Source organism: Nitrospirales bacterium (assembly GCA_031315865.1).
Lineage (GTDB): Bacteria > Nitrospirota > Nitrospiria > Nitrospirales > UBA8639 > JAGQKC01.
Genome location: JALDRJ010000002.1, coordinates 337,046 through 363,627 on the forward strand (window position 1 = coordinate 337,046; position 26,582 = coordinate 363,627).

23 protein-coding genes are annotated in these 26,582 nt (G+C 49.4%); 2 read left to right on the top strand and 21 right to left on the bottom strand.

Annotation, left to right across the window (positions count from 1 at the left end):
* Nucleotides 1-4 precede the first annotated feature (4 nt).
* The 17 genes from MRJ96_01515 to MRJ96_01595 all read right to left on the bottom strand — a co-directional run bounded on the left by MRJ96_01515 (nucleotide 5) and on the right by MRJ96_01595 (nucleotide 21,011).
* The gene (locus MRJ96_01515) at nucleotides 5-688 is read right to left on the bottom strand and encodes a DUF3047 domain-containing protein (protein ID MDR4500121.1); all 684 of its coding nucleotides are present in this window, start codon (nucleotides 686-688) and stop codon (nucleotides 5-7) included.
* Entirely contained in the window at nucleotides 685-2,586 is a 1,902-nt protein-coding gene (locus tag MRJ96_01520) for a cytochrome ubiquinol oxidase subunit I (protein MDR4500122.1), read from the bottom strand. Before MRJ96_01520 ends, MRJ96_01515 begins: the two co-directional genes overlap by 4 nt.
* Nucleotides 2,587-2,594: 8 nt before the next feature.
* Nucleotides 2,595-3,674 (bottom strand): hypothetical protein, encoded by a 1,080-nt coding sequence (locus MRJ96_01525; protein ID MDR4500123.1) that lies wholly within the window; start codon nucleotides 3,672-3,674, stop codon nucleotides 2,595-2,597.
* Between the two features lie 168 nt (nucleotides 3,675-3,842).
* A complete protein-coding gene (locus MRJ96_01530) occupies nucleotides 3,843-4,331 on the bottom strand; it encodes a PCP reductase family protein (protein MDR4500124.1) in 489 nt (162 codons plus the stop codon).
* Nucleotides 4,332-4,416: 85 nt separating this feature from the next.
* Nucleotides 4,417-5,133: a DUF420 domain-containing protein gene (locus MRJ96_01535; GenBank protein ID MDR4500125.1), complete on the bottom strand. Its 717-nt coding sequence runs from the start codon at nucleotides 5,131-5,133 to the stop codon at nucleotides 4,417-4,419.
* 3 nt (nucleotides 5,134-5,136) lie between these two features.
* A complete protein-coding gene (locus MRJ96_01540; protein ID MDR4500126.1) occupies nucleotides 5,137-6,132 on the bottom strand; it encodes an acetylserotonin O-methyltransferase in 996 nt (331 codons plus the stop codon).
* A gap of 172 nt (nucleotides 6,133-6,304) precedes the next feature.
* Entirely contained in the window at nucleotides 6,305-7,120 is an 816-nt protein-coding gene (locus MRJ96_01545; protein MDR4500127.1) for a carboxypeptidase-like regulatory domain-containing protein, read from the bottom strand.
* A 304-nt stretch (nucleotides 7,121-7,424) separates the two neighbouring features.
* Nucleotides 7,425-9,326 carry a DUF255 domain-containing protein gene (locus MRJ96_01550; GenBank protein MDR4500128.1) on the bottom strand — a complete coding sequence of 634 codons (1,902 nt, stop codon included), beginning with the start codon at nucleotides 9,324-9,326 and terminating at the stop codon, nucleotides 7,425-7,427.
* A 67-nt stretch (nucleotides 9,327-9,393) separates the two neighbouring features.
* Entirely contained in the window at nucleotides 9,394-10,761 is a 1,368-nt protein-coding gene (locus tag MRJ96_01555) for a HEAT repeat domain-containing protein (GenBank protein MDR4500129.1), read from the bottom strand.
* Nucleotides 10,762-10,856: 95 nt separating this feature from the next.
* Complete coding sequence (locus MRJ96_01560) at nucleotides 10,857-11,522, bottom strand: hypothetical protein (GenBank protein ID MDR4500130.1); 666 nt, start codon at nucleotides 11,520-11,522, stop codon at nucleotides 10,857-10,859.
* An 8-nt stretch (nucleotides 11,523-11,530) separates the two neighbouring features.
* The gene (locus MRJ96_01565) at nucleotides 11,531-12,406 is read right to left on the bottom strand and encodes a carboxypeptidase-like regulatory domain-containing protein (GenBank protein ID MDR4500131.1); all 876 of its coding nucleotides are present in this window, start codon (nucleotides 12,404-12,406) and stop codon (nucleotides 11,531-11,533) included.
* Nucleotides 12,407-12,480: 74 nt separating this feature from the next.
* The gene (locus MRJ96_01570; GenBank protein MDR4500132.1) at nucleotides 12,481-13,395 is read right to left on the bottom strand and encodes a carboxypeptidase-like regulatory domain-containing protein; all 915 of its coding nucleotides are present in this window, start codon (nucleotides 13,393-13,395) and stop codon (nucleotides 12,481-12,483) included.
* 143 nt (nucleotides 13,396-13,538) lie between these two features.
* Complete coding sequence (locus tag MRJ96_01575) at nucleotides 13,539-18,686, bottom strand: LysM peptidoglycan-binding domain-containing protein (GenBank protein ID MDR4500133.1); 5,148 nt, start codon at nucleotides 18,684-18,686, stop codon at nucleotides 13,539-13,541.
* 236 nt (nucleotides 18,687-18,922) lie between these two features.
* On the bottom strand, nucleotides 18,923-19,786 hold the full coding sequence (gene dat, locus MRJ96_01580; GenBank protein ID MDR4500134.1) for a D-amino-acid transaminase: 864 nt from the start codon (nucleotides 19,784-19,786) through the stop codon (nucleotides 18,923-18,925).
* Nucleotides 19,787-19,804: 18 nt separating this feature from the next.
* Nucleotides 19,805-20,131, bottom strand: coding sequence for a protease inhibitor I42 family protein (locus tag MRJ96_01585; protein ID MDR4500135.1), 327 nt, complete (start codon nucleotides 20,129-20,131; stop codon nucleotides 19,805-19,807).
* Nucleotides 20,132-20,215: 84 nt separating this feature from the next.
* Nucleotides 20,216-20,605 (bottom strand): Rieske 2Fe-2S domain-containing protein, encoded by a 390-nt coding sequence (locus MRJ96_01590; protein ID MDR4500136.1) that lies wholly within the window; start codon nucleotides 20,603-20,605, stop codon nucleotides 20,216-20,218.
* Nucleotides 20,606-20,645: 40 nt separating this feature from the next.
* Nucleotides 20,646-21,011 (bottom strand): DUF192 domain-containing protein, encoded by a 366-nt coding sequence (locus MRJ96_01595; protein MDR4500137.1) that lies wholly within the window; start codon nucleotides 21,009-21,011, stop codon nucleotides 20,646-20,648.
* A gap of 386 nt (nucleotides 21,012-21,397) precedes the next feature.
* Between MRJ96_01595 and MRJ96_01600 the strand changes: the two genes are divergently transcribed.
* Nucleotides 21,398-21,736, top strand: a complete 339-nt coding sequence (locus MRJ96_01600) for a hypothetical protein (GenBank protein MDR4500138.1) — start codon at nucleotides 21,398-21,400, stop codon at nucleotides 21,734-21,736.
* 96 nt (nucleotides 21,737-21,832) lie between these two features.
* Here the strand turns inward: MRJ96_01600 and MRJ96_01605 are convergent, their stop codons facing one another.
* The 3 genes from MRJ96_01605 to MRJ96_01615 all read right to left on the bottom strand — a co-directional run bounded on the left by MRJ96_01605 (nucleotide 21,833) and on the right by MRJ96_01615 (nucleotide 23,802).
* A complete protein-coding gene (locus MRJ96_01605; protein ID MDR4500139.1) occupies nucleotides 21,833-22,327 on the bottom strand; it encodes a hypothetical protein in 495 nt (164 codons plus the stop codon).
* A 285-nt stretch (nucleotides 22,328-22,612) separates the two neighbouring features.
* Nucleotides 22,613-23,122, bottom strand: a complete 510-nt coding sequence (locus MRJ96_01610; GenBank protein ID MDR4500140.1) for a bifunctional nuclease family protein — start codon at nucleotides 23,120-23,122, stop codon at nucleotides 22,613-22,615.
* 41 nt (nucleotides 23,123-23,163) lie between these two features.
* A complete protein-coding gene (locus tag MRJ96_01615) occupies nucleotides 23,164-23,802 on the bottom strand; it encodes an MBL fold metallo-hydrolase (protein MDR4500141.1) in 639 nt (212 codons plus the stop codon).
* Between the two features lie 302 nt (nucleotides 23,803-24,104).
* Between MRJ96_01615 and MRJ96_01620 the strand changes: the two genes are divergently transcribed.
* Complete coding sequence (locus MRJ96_01620) at nucleotides 24,105-24,842, top strand: hypothetical protein (GenBank protein ID MDR4500142.1); 738 nt, start codon at nucleotides 24,105-24,107, stop codon at nucleotides 24,840-24,842.
* Nucleotides 24,843-25,092: 250 nt separating this feature from the next.
* Here the strand turns inward: MRJ96_01620 and MRJ96_01625 are convergent, their stop codons facing one another.
* Complete coding sequence (locus MRJ96_01625) at nucleotides 25,093-26,571, bottom strand: DUF692 domain-containing protein (protein ID MDR4500143.1); 1,479 nt, start codon at nucleotides 26,569-26,571, stop codon at nucleotides 25,093-25,095.
* Between the last annotated feature and the right edge of the window lie 11 nt (nucleotides 26,572-26,582).

Consider the following 26,582-nt stretch of genomic DNA (forward strand, 5'->3'; position numbering starts at 1 on the left):
TCAATTACTCGGCATGAACGCGTAAGCTTCCGAAGTCAACTTCGACGCCAGGTCCACCAAGCAGAGAAATTCCCCAGGCTTTGGGCGCCGGTTCATGGTCATGGATTTTTTTAAAATCCTCATAGACATTAATTCTTTCTTCAACCCATTCGCCTTTCGGTTCGCCTCCAGTTCGAATGACGATTTCCGTCGATCCGAACATGCCTCCCTCCTTGATGGAACCGACGGGTTTATCCAGGCTCCAGACATACTTCGTATTCACCGGAATAAACATAAGGTCGGTATCGAGTGAAGGATAGACGGCAGCGATAAATTCCGCATCCTCTGGCACTGAATGAATCCTCCAGCGCCACGTTAAGATCGGATGCGTCCTGGGATCCCAGGAGATGCTTTTGGTATAGACGCGCTGACTGGCATTTTTGGCAGAGAGGAATGTCTCGCCATCGTTCTGACCGATCGCGTACGTTTCTTGAGCGGTTGCCTTGCTTCGCTGCGCATCCCAATTTTTGGGAAAATTATTCTCATCAGCATCTGCAAAATCTTCCAACACGATGGACTCGGCATCGGACTGCGCGGATACGTGTTGGGCCATTCCTGCATGGATGAAAATCCCGAAACCCACGACGCAACACCACCCAAGAGGTATCCATCGAAAGTTCAACAGTCGATGATAAACGCCTAATCTCATACCGATGTTTCCTCTCGTGAAAGCGATTGAACAAGCGGAGTTGAAGCCGTCATTCGACTCTCGATCCGTTCATCCGCCGTTTGATAATCCCGCCGGCTTAACCAGAACATGCAAAACACCGAGGCCCAAAACAGCAGCATGTTGACCGTCACCATTTTCGCCGCAAACCCTATAGCCGGCGTAAATGACCAGGGAGATACATCTTGCATGAGCTCATTCACATGCCAACCCAGCCGACCGGCTGATCGAATGTATCCCATTAGTCCCATCACCCAGGTAAAGGCAGCGGCAACCCCGAATAACGCCACCATTCCGCGAATCGATATGTTTCCCCAGGCAATCGGGCCTCTCACCTTCGAACCTCGAAGCATGACATAATTTAGAAAAAGCCCACCGATCACCACCGTCGCCGTCGTGACCCCCTGCGGCATCGACAATCCCACACGCACGTTCGCTGGAATATAAAACCCATAAATGGCCAGCCACACGATGTTAATCATGCCCAGGCCAAACATGGCCCCCAGGGCAATATTTCCAACCCGTTCCCATGAAACGGTCACGATGTGATTGGCCCGCCGGTACAAGAGATAACTCAGTGCGGTCAAACATATCATGATGTTGATGGCCCCATTTTTGGCTGACATCACCCCGAACTGTCCAATCACAGGATGTTGCGCAGCCCCCATGGCTTTCATTTCACTCGGAGTCATCGCGATGGTATGGGGGGTAAACCAGACGATGAAACACCCCATCAACGCAAAGATGATGGCTTTAAAATATGGATGAAAGCGTTCGCTTCCGGAGACTCGACCCAGCGATTGCCAAATGTAATAGTTGACCCCTAAAAAAAGCACGCCGACGGTAATGGCTTGAATCACGAACATCCACGAGAGGAGTCCACCCATCATCGTAATGCCCATTTGTGCGCGAAACTCAAATACCGCTTTCATCAACCAGTATCCCGCGATAGGCATTGGCAACAGGGCACAGACGACGACAAGAATGAAAACATAGCCGACCCAATCATAATAGGCTCGTTCTTTTTCCGATCGAGTCGTGAGGAAGCGATAGGCGGCATAGGCGACGACAACCGCCCCACCGGACATGATATCCGCCAAAAACCGGTGGGTATTAAGCGGATTCCAGAGAGGCGAATGCAATAAATGCCACACGTTCCCCAAGAACCGGCCATCGCCATCGACTCCGGATGGGGCCATCATGAAGGAGGCCCAGGCATTAGCCGACAGCAAGAGTACCGCTCCCATGGCATTCACCAGCACACCGATAGACATGTGAACCCATTTTTTACCCGATGACCTCAGATAATCCCAGCTGTAGTAGTACACCACCAGCAGAGACGACACGCCCACGAACACTCCGGCATACAGTGGCATGAGACTCTTAAACGTCGAACCCATGTACTTCATAAATCCAGGGTACAGTACGACGAAGACAGCTACGAGCGTCACGCCTAACAGCGCTGTAAATGAGAGGGACACGACCGAAACCCGTATGATGTCACGTGCGAGACCATCGTATCGACGCGCCGATTCGGGATCACGACGACAGAGGCCGAGAAACTCCAAGAGAACAGCAAAGAACGGGAGCGCCAGGACAAACCCGCCAAAATACGTATGTTGCTGCGTCACCAACCACACAAGCACCCGGTTATTGATGAATTGAAACACGGGATACGTTGTTTGCATTTCTTGGGCTGAGGGTCCACTCGGCGTCCCTTCCGTTTTATAGAAAATGTCTGAGGAGGCAGGAGAATCGGAGTAATAATTCGATGAGGACTCGGCATATGCTGGCGCTTTCTTGAAAAGTTCCCCTGCCAAGACGACGCCCAACGACATCAACAAGCACACAAACCCCGCACGTTTCATCCATACCAACATGAAGTTTCTCATCTTGATTCTGGCTGCGTTGAAGGTGTCGCAACGGAAACCTGAGAAGGCTCTTGAGCGGTCAACCCGGCCTTCTTCAAAATTCCCATCACGAATGGACAGCTTTGAATGTTGTCTGGAATCCCCTGCTGTGTTTCAGCCTCGAGCAAGACGGCTCGTCCCAGGTAAAAACAGTACCCGGACATCAACGCCGCGGTGGTTCCGGCCATAAACACTTGAGCCGCATGATGACTCTGCTCAACTTGAAGCAAAAAGGTAAACAATCCTGCTTGAACCAGGTAGTAGGTCAGAGCGAATGTCAGACAGGGCCATAGCCAGAATCGAGCGATAGAAAGCCACGGTCTTTCACGGAAACCATGACGCCAATCGCCTGAACGCGATCGACCGGCATAGAACGCGAGCAACCCCACACAGCCTGCCAGGACCGACATCATGAGCGACTGCGTAATTTCGTGACCACCGATGTGCCCCATGCCTAGTAAGAGCACCGCTCCGCCCATAGCCAGCACAGCCGATCCGCTTGCCCATTTACCGACCGTCCCCGATTCTAACTGAAACCATCGACGAAAGGGACCGCTATCAGGGAAGGTCACAATCTTTTGCCCTTGCTGCTCTTTCCAGCGGACATGCCCTAGTTCAAACGCATCCCGCGTCACAGAAGAACTTGCGATAATAATGGCCATCATCGCAGGACCCTCAGGATGAAGGAGAAAGTCGTACGCTACGAAAATCTTCAAAAGCGCTAAGACGAGCAGAGAAAGTTGCACCCCATAGGCAAAGCCAACCCACCCAACGACCCAAGCGATACGACGCAGACCATCTTCATGAAGAGCCGTCGACACTGAAACCTGACGACCCATGCGATAGGACCACAATGCTGAGAGTGAGGCCAAAAATCCGCTGAACGCGAGAAGTATGAATGGATCGTCCAACGGAAGAGATGACTTGAGAAGACGGTACACGATAAACGCAATCATGCCAGGCGCCAACATGACGAGGCGTTTACGCTTTCTCACGGCAGGCTCGGTCACAAGCCCATTTAACTGTGGAACCACCCGAAGCGCTAAGCGATGAAGCATGATGTCACCCTACAGTTGCTCACTCCAGTGCTCACCCCATCCGGGACGAAACAGACGGCGTGGTGAAATCTCAATAGACGAGGACAACTTCCCGAATATAATATACGGTTGCGGTCCATCGAAGCGTGCCTTTCGCTGATCGGCCGTTAACATTCCTTAGACCTGGCCTTAGGCATTCTGGGTCTTGGGATTACCCATACCAAAATATCTGGCTTTTATCTCTTCCATCAGCTCGACTGTAACCTCTGTCATTCCACGCTCCAGAGCCGTTCGTTCTAACTCCACTTTGGCCATCGCTCGAATGGCCGGCGGCACCCGTTCCAAGCGACGTATCGTATCCTGACTCCATGACACGGTTCCTTGATTCTTCGCCTCTCCAAGAAAATCAAACGTGACCAAATTATTCCCGCTTACCCTGGCGTACCGTTCAACATCGTCCCGATAGAACGGCGCGCTATAAGGAGGCAGACGGTCTAACATATGAAGAGCTTCATCCGTCCAACATACTTGCGTGAATAACGGAGCCACTTCTTTGGGCTCACCCTCTATCCCGAGAGACCGCCCACAACCCTCGCACCTGAACCGAGCAAGGCAGGTCGTCGCATCAAGTTCATCAACCCCATTCGGCTCCAACCTTCGTCCGCAATCACAGTTCATACATGCTCGACCTGAAACCTCAATCTACCAGCATTATCCGCCAGGTTTCCCCTCACCTTCAGTTCGCATTGTCGGGTTTTCTGCATCACCCGATTTTACCAGGATACAGGATGTACAACATCGTATAGGTCACACTTCCCGTGACGAACAAGACGCAATAGATGACCATCGTAAACTGACCAAGCACACGATGCCGTCTGGCTCCATTGGGCCACATTCGCTGAATCGACATTTCAAGCATCATGACCACGGCGATAATGACGAGAAGACTCACCCATACGACCAGCTTCCCCATTCCAAAACGGTCTATAGCTACGAGCGCCAACAAATAGGCCGCTACGAGCCCAGCTAGCACCCCGAGTATCCCAAGCATTTTGGTCCACGTCGTCACAAGAACGTGTTCTCGCAAGAGCCGTCTGGTCCCGGAAATAAATTGCGTCCGGAACCCGAGAACGATCATATACACCGCCATGATCAACCCGATGACAACCAAGATGATGTGAAGAGTGAGAATCGGGACGAATACCGTATCGTACATCCATTGCGAACCCCCAAACCCTTCCTTTCCTTCGAAGGCCAAGACGCCAAGGTTTCGGAATAAATAGTAACTGGTGAAGAAAGACAGCATCGCGATCATTCCGCCCAACATCAGCCAATGGTGTTTTGTTCCTTCCCCCTTTCTTGCCTGGAACCACCCGACGACAAAGAGAACCGTAAAGACTGTCGCCATAAGCTGACTGACGTCCGCCCCCATCGTCGCATGCGTTCCGACGAACCCAGGTTGTCTCAGCCATTCGGCCATGAGCTAAATCCCTCCTTCCATCGGCTTTCTCCCTTGAACAACCGCGCATGGCTCAAGCTCATGAACATCTCGAAACCCCGCATCGCGCAGCCATCGCATAGCTTCTTGAGTCGTAAAACATTGCCCTTGCTCGGTGTTGACCATGATATGAACGGCAAATGCCGTCGTCCATGCGGGGCTGGTTCCTGAGGGGTCAAGGAATCGATCTTTAATGACAAGTTGCCCACCAGGGGACAACGACTGAAAAATTTTGGCAACCAGCGTCGCATTCACTTCACCATCCTGATAATGAAGAATATCAGACATCAACGCAGCATCATACGGGCCCTTGAAATCATCGACATGAAAATTTCCCGCCAACGTGCGAATACGAGATTCAAGCCCGACTTTTCGAATCACGGCTTCAGTCATTTTTAGCGTCGATGGGAGATCGAATACCGTAGCGGTGAGCTCTGGATATTCCTGACAACAGGCGATCGCATTCGTACCAGCCCCCCCTCCGACATCCAGGAGACTGTTGGCCCCATCAAGTTGCATACGCTTCGCAAGACTCGGTCCACTCTCACGTCCGATTCGATGTAAAACGGAAAGCACATTCACGCCCATATCTGGATCGGTTTCAAATACATGCCGAGAAACAGGAGACCGGCCTGTCCGAATCGTCTCTTCAAGCTTTCCCCAGTTCTCCCATTCGGCATCGTGCAGCAACAGAAGATGGCCGACGTATTCTTCTTGAGACTTTACCAAATATCGTTGAGCGACCTCGGTGTTCATGTAGACATCAGCCTCTTTTTTCAAGACTCTCATCGCTACCAAAGCATTGAGTAACAATGCGAGGGGTCGATCAGTTAACGCGTGATCCTGAGCGAGTTGAGAAGAAGAACGAGGGCTTCCATTCAGTGAAGAAAAGAGATCAAGCTTCACTGCCGTAAGGAGAATTTTTGTCTCCCAATAGTAGCCAAGTTGAAATATTTCAGCGAGGGAAAGTTCGCGCGGCACTCAGCGCCTCGACTAAGACTAAAAGATGGTGTTCCATGGTGAATCGATCTTAACGACCACTGAAGGACAAACGCAAGCGAAAGGCCATGGAAGGATTTGACGCAAAAACAACGAGGGCAACCCGACGACGATCCGGGCTGCCCTCATTGTTGATTCACGAATTTTTGATGAATTACTTTACGTCAAAGTTCGCTTCAACGGTCGCACCATCTTTCACGTCGACTTCGATTTCAATGGCTTTTTTCCCAACAGCGTTTTTTGCGGCGACAGGATGCCAAACTAACAATTTATGTTTTCCTGCCGGGACGTCCTTGATTTCGAACGTTCCATCAGCGCCGGTGGTCGCATGAAACTTGTTCGTGACTGGAAGATACCAGGATTGCATGAACTCATGTTGATCACATTGCAACCGAACCACGCCTCCCTTACTCGCCATGCGAAGCATCAACGTCTTTTCCAACGAATCGCCTTTTTTGGCCAACCCGATGTTGAAGAGCGTAGCGGACTTCGCACCCAGGACATCAAAACTGTGAGGATTGTGAAGCACACCCTCTTTGGATTTCGGATCATCCGGATCGGCGTCGTTATTCGTCACTTTGAACTGCCCCTTACTCACAGCGACACCCGTAAACGGCTTAAACTCGCACAAATCAGCCGTGACTTCTTGAGCCGGAGCCTTCTTAAACGTTCCTGTCCAGGCTTTGTCGTTAATGTCCCGAACGGCCACAATGGCGTCCTGAAGCCCTTTGCCATCACCAACTTGAACTTCTTTCAACAAACGGGTATTGCCATCTTTACTCTTATTCACATTTTTTTTACAGAACTCCACGTTGGGGAACTTCGAGAAGGCAAATTCCTTGGGTGCCGGGACTTTGCCGCTGAAGGTCACTTTTCCTTTAATGGTTCCACCGGCATGCGCAATCATCGGAGCGGCCATGAGTGCGGCTCCTGCAAGAAGACACATAGTAAGAGACTGACGATTTCTCATAAGACTTCCTCCTAGTTGAGAATAATTAGTGTGCTAACGAGGGGGGGATTAATACTTGCGGCTGTTAAAGACTCTCCTACGCACCATCGGCTTTGTTGAGAATGTGAGCAGGAAAACTGCTGAAACCTCGTTAATGTATTCACCTTCTTATATACCAAGAAGGAAAAAAACGTGTCAAGCAAACTCAGCAATCACGAATAAAAAAACACGCCAGTAAGCCATTGATAAATAAAGATAAATTGACACTCACTCTTAAAGAGTTTCTTCGAATCACCACCGAAGCATAGAAAGTTTATACGTTATACTATCTAGACACTTCGATGAGTTCTTTATACTGAATACTGATTTGACTGGGCTCTGAAATGGGTTCGGAACACAGCGTATCCGTGCATACGTACGCACGCGGCACAGGCGTTGCTGGAAACGAAATGGCACCAAGGACTAATGAGTCTTCCCTCGGATCCAAGAGATGAACAATCCTGCCAGGCGCATAAAGAGTTAGGGCCTCTTGGAAAAGTCTAAAAGCTTTTTCATCGTCTCTTATTCCCACCACCACAACACGGACCGGATATTCAAGAAAACGAACAAGGGCCATACCTGTTAACCCAAGGGGAAGCTGATTCGATGAGCCCAACACATACCGAAGGGTTTGCTCCGCAACCTTAAGGTAAACCTGATTGTTTGTCACATAATACAGGTCAGATAAGTAGATCACTGCACGCAAATTCTCCGACACTGATTTGTGGGGAAACTTTAAGAGCCCTTCCGCCGCAGCACGAATCGGACGATCATACAACCCCCCTCCTTGCTTATCTTGCAATTGGTTGATGAAATCCTGTGTCAGCCGCTCAGCCCGCATCAAATAGGTTTTATTGCCTGTCGTCAGCCATGCCTCTAATAATGCCCGGGCAAAGGCAACTTGATCTCCTAGCAGGCCAAATGCCTCCGGAGTCCCATCCTGTTCAAGATGCGCCATACCTCTCCCCCGCACATAACGATCGCGGTACAAACCATTGAGCATTTGTAATGCCCGTTCTAGAACTTTCTGATCCCCGAAAACTTGGTAGGCTTTGAGGCAGCTCTGAATCATTAGCCCATTCCACCCTGTATAGATTGTCCGGTCGACATTCGGAACTCCTATCTTCATCCGCTCGGCGACATTCAGCCCAAAATACTCTTCTCCCGCCATGATAATGCGAGATGAGCTCGACACTTCTTTCACATCCGCATCTTGACTCGCAAAAAATCCTCGCGCATGTTCATCAGATAAAAAAGTCCTGACATAGTGTAGGATATTATCCACCACCAACCGATACACTGGTTCACCCGTGACCTGATACGCCTCAAGATAGGTCTCAAGATTCATGGCTTGAAGATGCAGCATCTTTTCAAAATGAGGGTTCGTCCAATCGGCATTCACCGCATACCGGTAAAAACCGCCCCAAACTGGGTCGATGAGATTTCGCTGTTGATCCAAGGTAAACAAGATCATGCGACGAAGAGCCTGATCCCGAGACTCATGATAGCGGCGAAAAAGAAAGGCGATCGTTTCTGACTCGAAAAACTTTGGCGCATCGCCAAACCCTCCATGAGTGCCATCAAAGTTCCGCTGGATCGTCGACGCGGTCTGTTCAATGATTTCAGGATCGATCATTCCCGCAGGACGAACCCGGTTCTTCCTCGCTTCTTGCACGTTCGCCCAGATATCAGTGGCGTGGTTCAGCAATTCGCTCTTGTTATCACGATACAATTTTTCGGTCTCTCGTAGGGCTTCATACAAATCTTCCGGAACAAGAAAGTTCGCCTGGAACAGTATTTCTCCGGTCGGCATCAGAATACTGGTCGTCGGCCACCCTCCATGCCGATAGCGTGCATCTATATCGGGACGTTGATCCGTATCGACTCGAATGGCGACAAACCTGGCATTGACGAAATCCACGATCCTCGAATCCGCATAAGTCGTCTCATCCATGACATGACAGGCGTGACACCAGACCGCCGTCACATCAAGGAGAATGAGTTTGTCTTGTTCCTGCGCTATTCGAAACACCTCTTTGTTCCAAGACATCCAACGAATGGCTTGCGTCCGATCAGCAGAAGGAGTGACGACGGCAGGATGACTTGAAGGAGACGGAGAATAACAAGAACTGCAACTCAGGACGATCAACACGGCCAGCACACATCCTGAATCGAACTGAAACTTCATAGCTCAACCTGACACAACTGAACTAGAAGGATAATTAGCGCAGAGACGATAATCTTGGAGATCTGGCTTACAGAGTGTTTGGACTCTCAAGCACTCGGACGATAGCCGCCGCTGCCGTCGCACGCACCGCTTCATCTTGATCTCGCAGTGCGAGTTTCAGGCGAGAAAGGGCTTGACGGTCACCAATGCGGCCTAACGATCGGGCCGCAGAAATTCTCGGTTTCGGCACAGGGTCATTCAAGAATAACAACAACGTATTGACCACGTCCCGACCATGCCCATTCCCGAGAGCTCTCGCAACTCCAGAACGAATACCAGGGTTGGTATCAGACATGAGCATTCTTACTGTCTCCACGACAAGTCCAAAAGGGCTGCTCAGTTGCAACAAAGCCGCCACGGAGGCCGCCTGTACACCGGGGGAAGTCACATGCAATCCTTCAGTCAAAGCTGGAATGGCTTGCTCAGCCTTCAATTGCCCAAGGCTTACGGAGGCAATGCTACGAACAACGGGGCTGTTGTCATTCAAAGCAGAGATGAGTAACCCTACAGCCTTCTTATCGTGAAGCTTTCCTAACGAAGAAGCTGCCGCCCCCCGAATGGAAGGTTGACTATCCTGCAATCCCTGCTCAAGAATTTTGAGGGCTTCATCATAACCCAATTCACCCATGATTCGAAAAGCCGTACTTCGTTCGTATCCCGTGCCCTGTTGAGCCTCTAGTTGAATGCGTCTCCAAAATTCCGGATGCCCAAGTTGAATCATCGTGCCAGCGGCGGTGATTTGCACGAGCTTCACTTCATCCTTCAACAGGGGGCGGATAAGTGGCTGAGTCGATGGATCGGCCAGACGTCCGAGTCCCCGCAACGCCGCTGCACGCACAAGACCAGCCTTATCCTTCAGCGCCTGACGGAATCGAGTCGATTTTCTCCCACTGCTCAATCCAGCCAGGCCTTCGGCGGCCAGTGCGCGAATCATTCCGGATTTATCCTCTAGTCCCTCCTCTAGGTATGGAACGATGTCCTCGGTATGGATTTCCTTCAAAGCCGTATAGGCCGCACCACGAATTTGCTCTCGCATATCCGTCCGAAACGGAAGGATGGCGGCTATAGCCAACTCTCTGAGTAAGGCATCATTTTCTTGATCAGACTCCTTGAGAGTCTGATCATATGCCTCGATACTTTCCTTGGTCTTTCCAAGTCGCGCCAAGCTCAATATCTTTAGTCGCTGGGCAGAACCCTCGCCTTTTTCCTTCTCGCTAAGCTGATCCAATGAATCCAGGACATCCTGAAATTGTCCGTTGGCGTAGGCATGCTGGATTTGGCCAAAGTCCAGTTTCTCTTGAGAGTCGGCGGCCCAAGCACATGTCCCGTGGACAAATATGAGCGATAAAAACATGAACAGCTTCAAAGCTTGTGAATAGGTTTTCAATCTAGGCATCACATCGAACCCTCGGTTATTTCATATACGCGTACAATGACTGGCATAATCCATGAAGACAAACACGCTCAGTGCTTCTCCTGCTCCATGACGGTTCATTCTTCTTGATCGGGGTAGGATTCACGAGCTTCCACCTTTCGATAACCCAAGGGAATCTCAAAGTAAAAGTCAGGCTGTTGAGAGATAACCACATGTTCGTACTCTACCCACCAATCACGATCTCGACTGAGCAGTTTGAGAAGAACCTCTCGCTCAGCATCCACCCACTCATAGTAGGCCTCATGTTTGCCGGATTCGGTGACGACTTCAACGTCAAATAATGTGGCTGGACGCTTACCGACGTACGCATCACCAATCAACGTTCGCTTTATTTCACCTTCTAGTGTCACCGAAAACGGCAACACGTCCTGTTTGGTCACAGGCACACTTAAGACAAGCCGACGATCAGAGTAAATGTACCAGACCTTTCGTTGATCTAATCGAACAATCGTGACCCCCGCAAAACCCAATTCAGTTTTTAATCCGCCAAAATACTCGATACGATATCGATTATCCTTGACGAATAATTGCGCTTTAGAGACCTTCCCCCCTCTTCGCCATATCAAACGAGCGGAAAATCCTGTCGTGGTTGGCACCGGAGAGGCGACAATACTGCTACCGATAGGATGTGAAGCCGAAAATGCCTGGGGGGCATCACAGATAACCACGGTCACCAGAAGAATCGTGACGATTGCCTCTCTCCTGGCACAGAACCGGATCATCTCCCATTTCATGGAAGCTGTTGTTCAAGCAACGGCTGAATATCGATCGGACGGCCGAGAGCGGCAGGCGTGAATCGAGGCGGAGTTCGAATTTTATGTGCCGTCTGTCGCTCTCGTGGAGCAGGGAGCACAAAAGTGACCGAGAGCTTCTCATTTGGCTTTATCTCGACCATTTGTGTGACGACTTCCCTCACGCTTGGGTGCCAGGCTTGCACTCGATACCTACCAGGGGGAATGCGATCGATGGAAAATGTTCCATCGGACGACGTGAAAGCATAGTATGGATTTTCGACGGCAATCGCCCAACTCTCCATGTAAGCATGGAACCCACATTGCATGACAAAAGTCTTTCGGCCCTTGCTCAAATGAAATTGTCGTACGAGCGACTCGCTGGGTTTGTGGTGATGGGCGGCATGCCTGTTGTCACGTTCATGAAGACGATTGAATGGGAGCGGAGAATTAAATAAGACTCGCGTTCCCTGTTGTTTCGATGTTTCATAGGCCTGAATATCATGCATCACAGGATCCATATTAATCACCTCTACCCCATGCCCACTCCGTACGATCGTCGTAAATGGATGGAATTGACAATCCTTGGCTTCCACTCGAGGGATCGACAGAGTAAATGGTTTTCCGGCCTGAACCTCTTCAAAAAAGATGACAACATCTTTTACCTGTCCCTGATCGTTCACATGGAAGTCCTGTAACAAACGCCAACCATTCCCGGTCGATATACGACCGCAATATTCGGGATCAGGAAAGGTCACGAGATTATACGCTTTTGGTTCGGGAGGTGAACCAGAGAGCGTCACGACGCCGGTGAGTGTGCCACCGTCTTCGACTTCTTTGATTTCATACCCAAAACTGCTTGCAATAAAGCTCATCGAGTACACGACCCACCCCAGGCACGCAAACAGATAGAAAGGCTTAAAACCTCTGGTGAATACACGAATCGATTTCATGGTTTTTGTAGGCGAAGAGACGGAACGATCTCGACACCCTCCCCTAATAATTCAACACCAAAATGTGGATTATCATGCATTTCATGAACGCTCCGCCGTCCTTTGACGGGTTCGTATTCAAAATCGTGGACGGTGGTCCCTTGAGGTTCGACTGAAATATCCTGCTGAAGGTACTTCTTCATACCTGGATGCCAGACCGTTAAAGTATAGTCCCCTGGAGGCACATCTGTGAGTTCAAACGCTCCATCCTCTTTGGTGATGGCATAATACGGGTTCTCGACGATCAACCCCCACGAGAACATATAAGGATGAAATCCACATTGCATGACAAAAATATTTCTTCCTTTACGCAGGTGAACATGTTCAATCATCGGTTTTCCCGGCATATGCTTGTGGCTATTGAGCAGCCCGAGAACTTTATGAAAGGGATTCATCGGGAGCGGACGGTTAAATAACACTCGAGCCCCACGCTCTCTCGCCGTCTCATATCCTTGAATATCGTGTTCAATCGGGTCCATGTTGACGACCGTTAGCTCATCCTTTTTGCGAAGCACATTGACGAAGGGAAGGAAGTCGCAGTCGATCGCTTCAACACGTACCTTTTTCGTTTCAAATTTCTTCCCTTTTTTAATGTCTTTGAGCATCACAACGGCGTCTTTAAGCGCCCCGTCTGGAGCGACAATAAAGTCTTCAACGATTCGCCAGCCCGTTCCCGTGGAAATTCGTCCGCAATACACGGCATCGGGGATCGTCACGAGATTAAATGCCATAGCACGAGGTCTCTCACCCAATAACGTCACTTTTCCACGAATGGTCCCTCCATTTTTGACAGAAATTTCTTCATATGACCAAGCTTGGGCGGACATCCCCCCCAGAACTACCATACAGACCAGCAACTTCGACCACCACATTATCACCTCCCTTTTCCCTCGCAAACATTATGCATCAGTATTAGGCCTCCTACACCCATATTTATCAATATACACTACACATAAAAAACGGGGAAGCCGAAGCCCGGCTTCCCCGTCATTAAGATCGCAATTAATAGGCTGCTTTACTTAAAGGCAACGGGCTTAATTGCACCATCTTCAGATGGGACTACCTTCGCTTCTTGCGCACCAGTATTCACCGCTCCGCTTAGCGGAAGAATACTCTTATCACTTTGAGGCAACACCCGTAGCAGTCCCCATTGTCCTGACTGAGAATACGGGAGCCTGGCGTTTCCATAAATATAATCGCCAGGCAGAGCATACACACCACCAGCAGAAGCCACAAAGGCATCGATAGATTCTGAACCGGCAAATTCGACAGTACTAATCATATCGGCGCCTGGCAGGAACGGCTCAATCGGCCATTCATGTTTCTCTAATGTAAACATGCTGTTTTGCTCGCTACTGGCTCCGAACACATGAATTCTGACAGGATCTCCAGCATGTGACATGATCGTAGGAGTAGCCGGATCCTTAGGATCATCAACTTCGCAGGGCTGGAACATGCGGCCTAATGAACATCCTTGTGATTCACGGTACAAGTAGGGTTCATTGCGATAGTTAATACCCACCAAACCGGCGACATTTTGCACGTATGGCATGAAGCTCGTTCCGATGATGTTATCTTCATCTTGGAAGAACAGCGCCACATCACGATAGTTTCCTCGTTTTTCGTTTCCTGCCACAGATTGATCGATCAACACATCTGCTTGCCAGGCATTTTTCAACGAGACATCAGCCCCAGTTTTCGGATCCCGGTACTGAGACCCTTTGGGGCCGATAATGATGGCTCCAAACAGGCCGTTTCGAGGATTCATCGCTACGTTGCCAAAGTCCCATACCAACGTTTGCGTCTCTCCAATAAATGGATCAGCATAGTATGTGTATGTCCGACTTTCTCCCGGAGCAATGGTTTGATCACCAGGATTCTGTCCCAGATTAACCCCTTGTGAATCCTTGGGGTCAAACGCCAGGCCAAAGGCTGAGAATGAAGCACGACTTTCTTTCATTTTGTTGGTCAAATTAACTTGAATACAATCTCCAACGTTGGCGCGTAAGGTTAAAGGCATGGGTTGATATTCACCCGAAACCTTGCTGACCTCCTCCTCCAAGACGTAAATTTTTGCGTCGGGGTTTTGTATCTCAATTTTCCGTTCAAAGTCGACCTCAATAGCATCTTCCACGTTCGGATTAAAACTCATGGACGGGAAGTCGATCGCAGCCACGTTAAATGCTCTCATTGGCGCATCTTTAGGACACACTGGAAGCGGTTCAGGCATACCTTCTTTTCCATATGCCTTATTCGGAAGAGGCTGGAGGTCATCCACCGGCTTGTCGAGCACTCGAATCAATCCCCACGAACCTTCCGAGAACTTGGAACTTCTGCCATTGAAATACATATAGTCACCTGGAAGATGCCGTGGTCCCCCAGCTTCCGGAACAACAAGATCATATCGTTCAGCAATTCCAATATGTATGGAATTTTTTCTGTTCGCTTCTTGTGCATACCGTTCAGTCCAGAATGTATGTCCTGAGACGGTAAACACATTACTTTCATTCATCGTTACATCGATCAGGCGGAACACGACCGCATCCCCCAAGTAAGCCCTGATCGTTGGCGTGCTGGGTTCGCCGTGGATAGCGCTGCTAAAAAGCTGAGATGTATCGGAATTGTTCGCCAAACGTTGAGCAAAAGGTTCGGCTCGGAAATTGAAGGCACCGCCCGTTGTATGGGTACCGCCATTCAAGAATGGCATCGGTGTCATCTTGATCTTTTCGTTCGGTGGCATGATGAACGAGACCGTTCGTCCAGCCTCCAAAGCGACTTCGATCGGCTGACCAGGAGGATTCCCTGCCGTAACGACATTGACGGTATGGGGAACGGTATCCATGACATGTACCATCAACTCACGGAAACTTCCTGCCACATCATGACCAACCCGCTCAACCGTATGAATATCCGCGACTAGTCCTGTCCGGATAGGCTTTCCAGTCTTTGGATCATGCCATGTTGACCCAAAAGGTTCGATAAGGAACGTACACACCGCTCCATGCGGCCACGTCGTTCCACCAAATGCATGATCATGACAGAAGACTGATCCAACATCTGCGTCAGCCCAGAATCTTTGACGGACAAACTCAACGGTCACGATATCATCAACAGGATGATCGTGGGCTAGCGGTGTATCAAAAGTCAGCGTTTCTCCGCCCCCCCCTGCTGCGGGAGCCGATGACGATCCCTCTCCACCAGGAACCTTCAACGTTTTCCCGACTCTGATAAGGTTTGGATTGTCTATTCCGTTAAGGTCTCTCAGTTCGTTGACCGACACGCCAAGAGACGACGCGATCGCACCAAGTGAATCACCAGGATTTACTGTGTAGGAACCAGTTCCCGATGAGGCGGCCGACAAGGAGCTACCAGACCCTCCAATAGCGACAATCCGCTTAATTTCATCTTTCCCCACATTATCGACTCCGACAAGAATCAGAGTTCCAACATGGTACTGTTTCGCATTCGTGATATGTATGGTTTTATCGCCTTTCTTCGCGGCTTTCGTGAGCTTAGCGTTCATCGGAACAGGAAGGCCTTTTTTCTTTTCCTTCTCAAACATCGTAAATGGCCTCATGGACTGCTCATATGAGAATCCAGAAATGACCCCGTCCGATGCTTGGTTATCAAACTGCACAAAATGAAAATGCGTGTTGATCTTGGATGACTGGAAATTCGTGATATCATCGTCTTCCCACTCGCTTGTCAGAGTCCAGTCCATACAATCATACATGTTGGCACGAAACACGAGAGGATATTTCAAATCATTATTGGCTCGAATAGCTTCTTCTTCATCATGCACAACATAGAGCAACCCATTGGGATCAACGATAGCTTCCTGATCTCCTTGAGCCGCAGATAATTCAACTGGGAGTTTAATGAAATGAATATTATACTTCTGCGATCCAGCCCTTTCCGGACAAAGGCTCCATCGCCCGTTTTCTCCAGGCTTCGCTGGATTCACCGTTCTCTTGCCTTGGTCATCAACATGAATCATTTCCAACCATGGCGCCGGATTGTGATCCGGTGCGAATGGAACGCGCTTTCCGAAGTGCGGCGTTAACCAGGGCCACGCCACTTTTCCGGTCGTTGGTTCAAACCAGATCGCCCGTCGCTCTCCGGCTGTATATCCTTGCCATTCCGGATGATACTTTGGGTTAGGACCAATATCGGCTTCCTTTTCACTCATAGCCTTATTGCCGTCCCAAACCCAGTCAATCACCGTCGCATCATATGCTTTCAATTGTCCTTCCTGATCATCCTTATGACCCGGTTTCCCCTGAGTCACCAACTGCATCTCGACCCAATCCTTGATGTTCACGACTCTCGGGTCAGATTTCCAATCGCTCTTTCCGCTCGCTACGATATTAAATTTTGTCCCAAACCAATTGACAGTCGTCCCAACCAATTTGTCAGAACTCACAGGCTTATGGATTCGATCCAGACGGTCCGGGAGTTCACGCAACGGAGGCATGACATCGTTATGGAACCCTGGCACTTGCAGGGTGTTGTACACACGCCAATAGCCCCACATTCCTGACACGTAGTGATGAGCCACATGACAATGGAATAAAAAGTCTCCAGCCAACCATTGGCAAAGCCCTGAGCCACATTCCGTCTCAAGATCCAACGCTTCTGATGGCCCAATCACTTCGACGTCCACGCGGTCGGACTTCGTTCGGATGACAGGATATTTCACTGGACCATTTTGACCAGTATTCCAAACCGGCATTTGAGTCGCACGGGGACTTCTTTGCCAGCGAATCGATCCACCATGGGGGTGGTGAGAATGGAACACTTCCGAACCACCGTGAACAATCCTGAATTTGGCAGGATCCCCCAGGTAGCTTCGAGGAATCGTAGGGGATGCATCGCCGAATGTATAACTGCTATACCCCATCGATTCATCTTCAAATCCAAAATATTCATGCTGCACATGCATGTTGTTAATGCCAAACGGTTCACTCCTGAAATTCAGGGCTCGTGCTCCAGGACGATAGGTATCCGTCAATGGGTCACGTTGTGGCAAAAAATCTCCATGTTTGTTAACTGGCCGAAACGCTTCGTCACCAATTTCATGATAAATTAACACAAACTCCCGAAAATCAGGACCTTTGGGCGTGTCAATCATGACTTGCCAACCACTTCTTGCTTCCGTCGCAGAACCAGTACCAAGTGGTTCCCAATACTTCGAGCCGGCAGGTTCGACAACAAATACGCCCATCATACCAAGAACCGTCAACTCCCGATCGTTGCTATAGGAATGAAATTGTTTCGCACCTTCCTGAGAGTCGGGATGGATATACCATTCCATTTCAATCTCAGATGATCCTTTTGGCGCATCGCCTTCTTCATCTTCCTCTTCACTTGCACCGGCAGCAATCGCATCGGGGTTGGTCGTAGTGGCAGGCTGCCCGGTCTTGCTCATGACCATGTCAGAACCGTTGATGTGCAAGCTGACATCTTCCCCAAATTCTAGTTGATTCCGTAATGTAAATTTGACGCAATCACCTTGGTTGCCTCGAATGACCAAAGGTTGAATCCACTGGTCTTGGATGCCGTTTTTCACGGCTCCGGGGTCCATATGGCCTTCGGATTCTCGAGCTTCCGCATTTTTAGCTTCTTCTTCGCGGACTTTCTCGATGTTTTCCGTCAGGACGTACATATACCCAGGGTAATAATCCAGCCATTGATTCAACGTGACTTCTACGTTGATAGCAGAAATATCATAATGTTTGACGGGAGCAGTCTTAGGACACAGCCCGCCTTTGCCGGAAACCGGCTCCTGCCCTGAACTGGACATCAAGAGTCCATTTTCTTTCCCGGCACCATACTGATGCATCATCGACATCGTATTAAAGGCTCCGGTATTAGGAGAATGAGCCATCTCCTTCTCCATTTGCTTCATCATTCGTTGATGCTGAAGCTCGACCAAAGCAGCCCGTTCAGCCCGGCCTTCCACCGAATTTTCAACGATGGTCTGGCCTTTGAGTTTTTCTGCCCAAGCCGGGGCATCTTGATGTGTCATCCCCGTTTTGTGGACCATGTGATTGTTTGATTCCACATCTTCAGCTGATGCTGAAGCAAACGGCAAGAAAACGACGGCAGCTAAAATACTCAGCCACCTGAGTGATGGATACGTTGATACCTTCTGATAAAACATGGACCGGCCTCCTTGACAGGAAATAAAGTTCGCGTTGTACCTCTATGTAAAAATCATACTTGAGTCACTGCACTACAGTTGGGCACTTCTCTCGGACACGCCAAGCGGCGGGAAAGAAAACGGTACTTAAAAACACCCGCGAGAGTCAAGTCCTTATGAATGGGACGGCAGACTGCCGACAACAAAGAGTCGGAAGAGTCGAGGATCGCCCCTCGGAGGAGAGCAAGTATTGAAGTTTAGTTAATCGAGATTGCCGAGGATTTCTCAACAGCTTCAGCGAACTGAGACATCAAGGCTTGCGTGATGGGACCTGGGAGACCATTGCCAACGGAAATTGTGTCTATTTGAGTGACGGAAAGAACGTGGATCGTGGTTCCAACAAGGAATATTTCATCAGCCTCCCCCAACTCTTCAGAAAATATTCTTCGCTCCTGAACATCATAGCCATTTTCTCTTGCGAGACACATCACGTACTTCAACGTCACGCCTGGCAACACATGTTCATTGAGCTCAGGCGTCCAAATTTTACGATCCTTTACGATCATGACGTTACTCGATGCCCCCTCGGTCACGACACGATCGCGAACAAAGATTGCTTCAAAAGCCCCCGCCTCAGCGGCTTTCTGTTTAGCCAGCACATTCGGTAACAGGTTGAGGCTTTTGATGTCGCATCTGCCCCAGCGAATATCTGGGAGCATGATGGCCCGAACACCTTGAGTGTAAAAACGTGGGTCTAACTCCGACATTTCCCGAATTGTCATCACGACAGTGGGCGCCAGAGAGGCCGCGAACAAATGTTCACGCGGTGCTGCGCCCCTGGTCACCTGAATGTACACCTTGCAATTTTTATAACCACTTCGTTGAATACCGTCCTGAATGGCCATCCCCCATTCTTGCCGCGTCAACGGAAGAGAAATTTTTATCTCATGAGCGCTTCGGGCCAGACGTTCCAGGTGCTCTTCCATTCGAAAGGGGACACCCTGGTAGGTACGAATCACCTCATAGACACCATCACCAAATTGATAGCCGCGGTCCTCTACGGAAACCTGCATCTGCGCAAGGGGCATGAACTGACCGTTTAAATAGCCGATGTTGGGCATATCGCTTCAGGAAAGGCATTACATATCGACATGGATGATAAATATCCGGCGATCTTCTTCTGTAAATTTCCACGCCATCCGTTTACTAAATTCAATCATGTGAGTCCCCGGTTCCATTACCTGAAACTCAAAACGCCGGCGACCGGAATCCACGGCATTATTGCTGATGGTACGAAGAAATTCGTCTTCCACGAGGATACACACCTTCGTATCAAACGTCGGAACCCACTGTTCGCCACGAGTGCGATCCTCCCAGAGATTCACAGAAAACAACTCCCCCTTTTTGACATGGAGAGTTCTTGCATGTTGACTGTCTCGTTCCATCGACTTTTCACGTTCACTCATGAATTGACTATCCATTGCCGCCACCCTCATCATGTCTTCAAGGATCTTAACCCCAGCGACCTGCTCCCTATTTGCATTGTCCCATCATAATGACCAGACGTCTTTCGTTTGAAGATTCACATAGACGTCATTCCCCGCAACCTTCACCTCATAACTCGCCACACAATTGCCTCCCCCATCCCCTCCAAAACCGCTTCGAATATCGAATTGGAGATCATGCCAAGGGCACGTCACAAGATAGCCTTTCACTTTCCCCTTTCCGAGCGGACCTCCCTGGTGTGGACAAATGTTGTTGATCGCATAAAACCGCCCCCCCACATGAAAGAGAGCGACGGACTTATCATGCACCTTCACCACTCGCCCCTTGCCCTCTTGTACATCGTCAACCCGTCCGACCAAAACAAAGCCGGCGAACTCATCATTGGAACCAGGTTGATCAAGTTGACCAGATTGATCAGGATTTTTTGAGGCCACGGCCACGCCTTTCCCGCGCCGATACGTTCGGAACGTTCGTTCACATACGCAAAATAAACTTTAACTGCATCCCTTGTTCAACTCGAGCCTCTTTGACAAACCCGGCATTCGTTTCAAGCACATACCGCGCATGTTCTGGTGGGGGACCATACCAGGTACAGGGATCGCCAGAACATGGGGGAGCTTCTTCGACAATATACACGATTTTCTTGCTCTCATCGATCCAAATAATATCAACGGGCACTCGAAATTCCTTCGTCCAGACCTGATGTAGTGAGGATTCTTCAAAAATAAAGAGCATGCCGCCATCATCAGGTATCTGATTACGAAATGCCAGTCCAAACAATAGTTTCTCGGGAGTATCCGCAACTTCAGCTCTCACCACTCGGCCAGAGGGAAAAGACACATGAATCTCTTTTGTTTGCTCGGGTCGATTAAAAAGAAGGGCCCCGCTAATCAGCAACAGGGACATGAGCACCAAAAACAAAATTCGCTTTTTGTTGGGCAGCCCTTGTAAAAATGAAGACATTCTTGAAAGATCTGGCTTGAAGGGTCGGAATGGTTGAATGCAACACTAAGAGGAAGAGGCTCTACCTCTCGAAACCTCTGTGGTTGTGCTCCGCACAGTATGGGGTCATTTCAATAAACCCGGCCACATCTCCATTAATTGGGAGCTTATTGCTCAATAACGGCATAGGCGATATGATAAAATTGAGTTTTCTCAAGAAAATTCCGATATCTTAACAGAAGGACCCTTCACTCAACCGTTCCACGGTAAAAAGGAGGTCACCGATGACACGCACATCTGTTCTCACCATGATACCACTTTTGATAGTATTGGGACTTCCCTCGTTGAGTGGGGCTGATTATTCCAGCGCTTCTCAATCGATCAATGCTTTTGTGGAGTCCCTCTACCCCAAAGGCAGTCATTTCTTTTGGGTCATCAACGACACAACCACTGAATCTCAGCATGAAATGGTGGTAGATATCAACACAGCACTCCAGGACGAGATTCATGAGCAAGCCAAACAGCAACGATTTCTGCTCCTTATCATTCACGGAGAGCTCTTCGCAGCCCAAAAGATTCCATTAGAGGCCAACGTGAACTGCAAGCAAGAAGAACAAGTCTAGCCGCTTCCTTTAGCACCATTTGGAAATCGTCATAAAAAAGCCCCGTTCCTTGTGTTGGGAACGGGGCTTTTCTTAATTTGACTAACGGAACTTGAACTATCGCAAAATCAACAATTGCCCACCCAAGTGAGCATCATGGAGTTGGCATTTGTATTGTAACGTGTTGCTTGAAGTCACATACGTCAGATCACTGATTGGAATACCAATGTACTTCGTTTCTCCAGGCTTCAGAACCACTTGAGCATGCATGGACCACGGGCCAGAATGAGCACTGCTCGCGGATAAATCAAACCCATGCTCCCCATCTAAATTATTAGTGACTTTAATCAAAATTGGACGGCCTCCACGCGCACCGGTACCAGATCTCGTGAGGTTTAACACAGCGGTCGGTGGGTACCAAACTTTTTTTCCACCCACTTCCATCGCTATAAACTCAAGATCAACGTCCAACGCTCTAAAGGATTGTCCCACCACGGATCCCGATTCGAGATCACCAATTTCCACACCACCCGACTGCAGGGCCAATGCGGCAGTTGAACCAGCCGCAACTAGCACAAGACTTAAAAGGACGGATAGAAGCACTCTGTGCATCGCCTACCTCCCCATGAAAAGCTTGTTAATAATAAAAAGGTTGCCAATTCTAGAAACGAAGGGCCTTCCAATTCCCCTAGGCTTAGTCTTGAAAAGAGGGTTCGTTATAGCATATGGAACAACAGGACGCAAGAAGGTTTTTTGAGGGGTCCAGAGCTAAAAGCACGTATAATTTCAATGTCTTAGAGTTTGATTTTGCGATTTTTGACCATTGGCAACTATTTTGAGAAAGGAGCAAATCTGCAACAAAATCGCTATTGAGGTTCGTGAATGATTAAACTTTTCCTACAGTTGTATCTTCTCCTGCTCTTTCCCTGGAATAGGCTTTCCTGCGGACTCCAATAATTCACGAGAAACCACGATAGGCGTATGAAAATGTATGGCTAACGCGATGGCATCTGATGAGCGACTATCAAAAATCTTCGTGTGCCCATTCAAGGACAGCGTCATCGTTCCATAATAAATCCCATCTTTCAAAGAAATAAACACCCGGTCAACCTTGACGCTATAAGCTTCAAGAATCGTATGCATCAGATCATGTGAAAGAGGTCGAGGAAACATGAAGCCGCTTAAGGCACCTTGAATTGAACCGGCCACGGTCGGGTCCACATAAATTGGAATCGCTTGCTGTCCGACTTCTAGAAGCACGACCGGCCCATGCGAAGACACATGAACTTCCACCTTTTCGATCACCACTTCTTCAGATTCGAGGGACGATTCTTGCGCGTAACTACTTACGATCAAGCCACTCCAAAACCACAAAAAGACACAACTCGCGACGACATACCCTCTCATGAGAGCCTCCTCGGGCTTTCAACCCCGGTCATTCTGGCTGTTCACCCTGAGATGAACGCATTCGTCTGTTTCTCCGTTCCGATCATGGTCTCCGGACCATGCCCCGGCACGACCACAGTCTGCTCATCGAGTGCGTACAGACGGTCACGAATTGACCGTTCGATCGCACGCGAATCGCCTCCCCATAAATCTGTTCGCCCGATACCGCCTCGAAATAACGTATCCCCAGACAAGACGAGATTCTGTCGCGGAAAGTGAAAACAGAGTGATCCCGGGGTGTGGCCTGGGGTGTGCATGACATGCGTCATTTCGTTTCCGATCGCCAACGACTCTTCATCCTTGAGCCACACATCAGGGGGAGGCACCGGATGGTAGGGCACCCCGAACATTTGGCACTGAACTTCTAACATGTCCCAGAGCTCTCGATCTTCTTGATGGAGACATATGGTCGCTTCCGTGACATCACGAACAGCTCCGGATGCCAGAAAATGATCGAAATGAGCATGAGTATGAAGGATGAACTTCACCGTCAGCCCCAGTGCTTGAACCTCTCCGAGAATGCGCTCCGCGTTGCCTCCGGGATCCACGACCACAGCTTGTTTGGTCTCTAGGTCTCCAATGATTGAGCAGTTGCAAGATAATGGAGGCACCGCGAATGTTTTTCGTATGAAGGTGGTCATACAACTAGCCTCTCGACAGCCATCTAAAATCGTACGCCCTTTTCCTGCCCCAGATAGACCCAAGCATAGCCCGTCAGACAAAAGGGGTCAATCATACTCGTGCCTGAGAGAAATCACCCGATTTGAAATAGTCTCGCAATCATCATACAATGAAAATCTGCAATCCATTGGGAGACACTTCCATCCACAACTGTCAGTCCATATCCACGGTTCTGGCAAAAGTCAGAACACATTGGTCATCCATGATACATGACCGATTGCCTCCAACCTTCCTTCTTCACTTTGCTCGCTTAGGCCTCTCGATGATCTGCTGGACTCTGCTTGTGGGTTGCCCCTCGGACACTGAGCCGCTCAAACAAGAAAACTTTCAACTCAAGAAGCAGGTAGCCAAATTAGAGTCTGTCGTCACGTCCCTTCAGGAAGGGAATAAGGCCATTCAACAGCAGATAGACTTATTGAACCGTGAAACTCGAAAAATCGAGGAGGAGTGTGGCCTCAAGCTTCAAGAAAAGGAACAGGAAATCCAACATCTCTCCAATGGCCACAAGCATGATGCTTCTCATTTGAATCAACTCGAAGAGGAGATCAAAAAACTTCGTAAGGATGCAACATGGCTTAGAACGTTGCGAGACAAATGGAGAAAAGGCCTCAAAGTTGCGCAAAAAGATGGTCAGGCTACAAAACTTGACCATACGTTATCAACCGTTATTCGCGCGATCCAATCAACGTTAACTCAAAATCGATACACCATCCTCGCCAGTATGCCCACCGATCAACAAGCGGCCTTTATCACAATGCGAAAGACTTCTCCGCCCGTTTCGCTTGAAGTGACTGGGTTTAGAAATCAATATATTCTCATGGTGCAGCAAGACACCCCACACACTTCGACTCTTTGGGTCAAGGCGGACTTCGAAAAGCTATCTCAAAAGGGACAACTGCTGGATGCCAGCCAACTCGAGGTCAAAGAAATCGAAAACCGCTTGATTAGGGAAATTCAACATACCCTCGACAACCCCGCGCCGAGCCAGGCCAAGAAATGATGAAAATTCTCGTATAACAGAAAAAATTCATGGCCTCTGTCATGCCTTCATTCTATCTCCATCTATCTCCATGACGCATGGGGCAGATAAAAAAGCCGCCGCCTACTCCGCCGAAGTGGCTACGAAGGCCGGGAGCGGTGTTCCCGGCCTCTCGCCGCTTGAACCCCATGTGGTGAGCGAGAATGATTTCAGCGCAAGGATCGACACAAGAGGCAACCCAGCGTGTAGCCGATTCGCGAGAGTGGCGGGTTCACGGACGATTCTGAGAAGACCTGGCTTGACAGGCCAGCACATACCCATCTCGTAAGTCAGCCGCCTCTTGAACGGCTAACGTTAAACACTCAGGATATTCCACACGAATGAACTCGACGAAGTAATGAACTTTGACGAGGAAAAAGTCATACGGTTCAGAGAAACTATGCGGATGACTGTACCAGAAACAGAACAGCCCCTCGCAGCCACCCCCCAATGACGCCAGGGCTTGCATCGTGGCGGGAAACATCTCCTGAAACTTCCCCCCCCATTCAAAAATCTCATAGGGCAAATAGTCTTGGCGATAGACATTCAACCCCGTCGGATCGACGGTTGAGAGAAGATTAGTTTGCGGGAACGTCGAGTCGCTTGTGCATTGGGTCAACATCTCGACATAATGACGATATTGAATTTCGAGCTGCGGATCTTGGGGAAAGTGACGAGGTGCCTCGGCGATGGAGACTTCGCGTGAAACCGGATCATGATCGATGGCATCGGCAAGTTTTCTTCGTTGTTCTTGCTCCCATGCCGTACATTGCTCACCAAGCCTCCTAAATTCCTGAATAATGCAAGAGATGGCCTTTGTATCAACCTCAAGGGCCACTCCCCTGACATTGATCAACCTAGGATGAGCCAACACTTGATTCAGCATCCTGAATAGCACGTCAGGAATCGGAGAATCGTGTGAATCAAGCCAATTAGGCGGACAGCGATGACGCTGATCCTGACGAAGAACGGCTGGATGAAACCCTAATCCCGCGATATGGACCTGTACGACGCGTTCAAGAGGAAATGCCCGTAACAACCCTTCCAGAAAATCTTCGATAGAACTACCTTGCCACGCTCCGGTGTAACGATACACGGTCCAAATGTGCCCAATGTCCAGGACAAACCCGCAGGAACATGCTTCTGCAAGGAATCTGAAAAAATCCGCATATGACACCTCCCCAATCGCAAAAAAGGTCAAAGGAGGAGTTTCTAGTAGAAACAGTGGGCTTGGCAGAGCATGGTCCTCGAATCGTTTATCGAACAACCGTTGAGCCGACCGGACATTGACGGCTGTCACGTGCGCCGAGGCTTCGGAAAATACTGGAGGCAGATAGGTCCCAAAAGAGTGACCAGCGATCTGTTTTGTCGCGCATTCATGATTCAGCCACGAACACCCTAATTGACGAAGGTGATTCATCGCGATTGTCAATTCATCATGATACCGATAGGAAATTTCCCAATCCGGTTGCGTTACCCATAGTCCATCCGCATGATATTCCAGGTACGTGGAAGGATTTCGGTGCCGCACCTCTTGCAAGGCGAGCTGGTCCGCTTTAAACATCTCTAAATATCCATACGATAATGCCTGTTCTTCGAGTTGCTCGGTGAGATCGAATACATCGGGGGAATACACATCCACGGACAGTCCAAGACCGTGGAACGGAATCTTCGACACGCGTTGGCGAAACTCAATGTCAAAACTATTCATCCTACACCTGA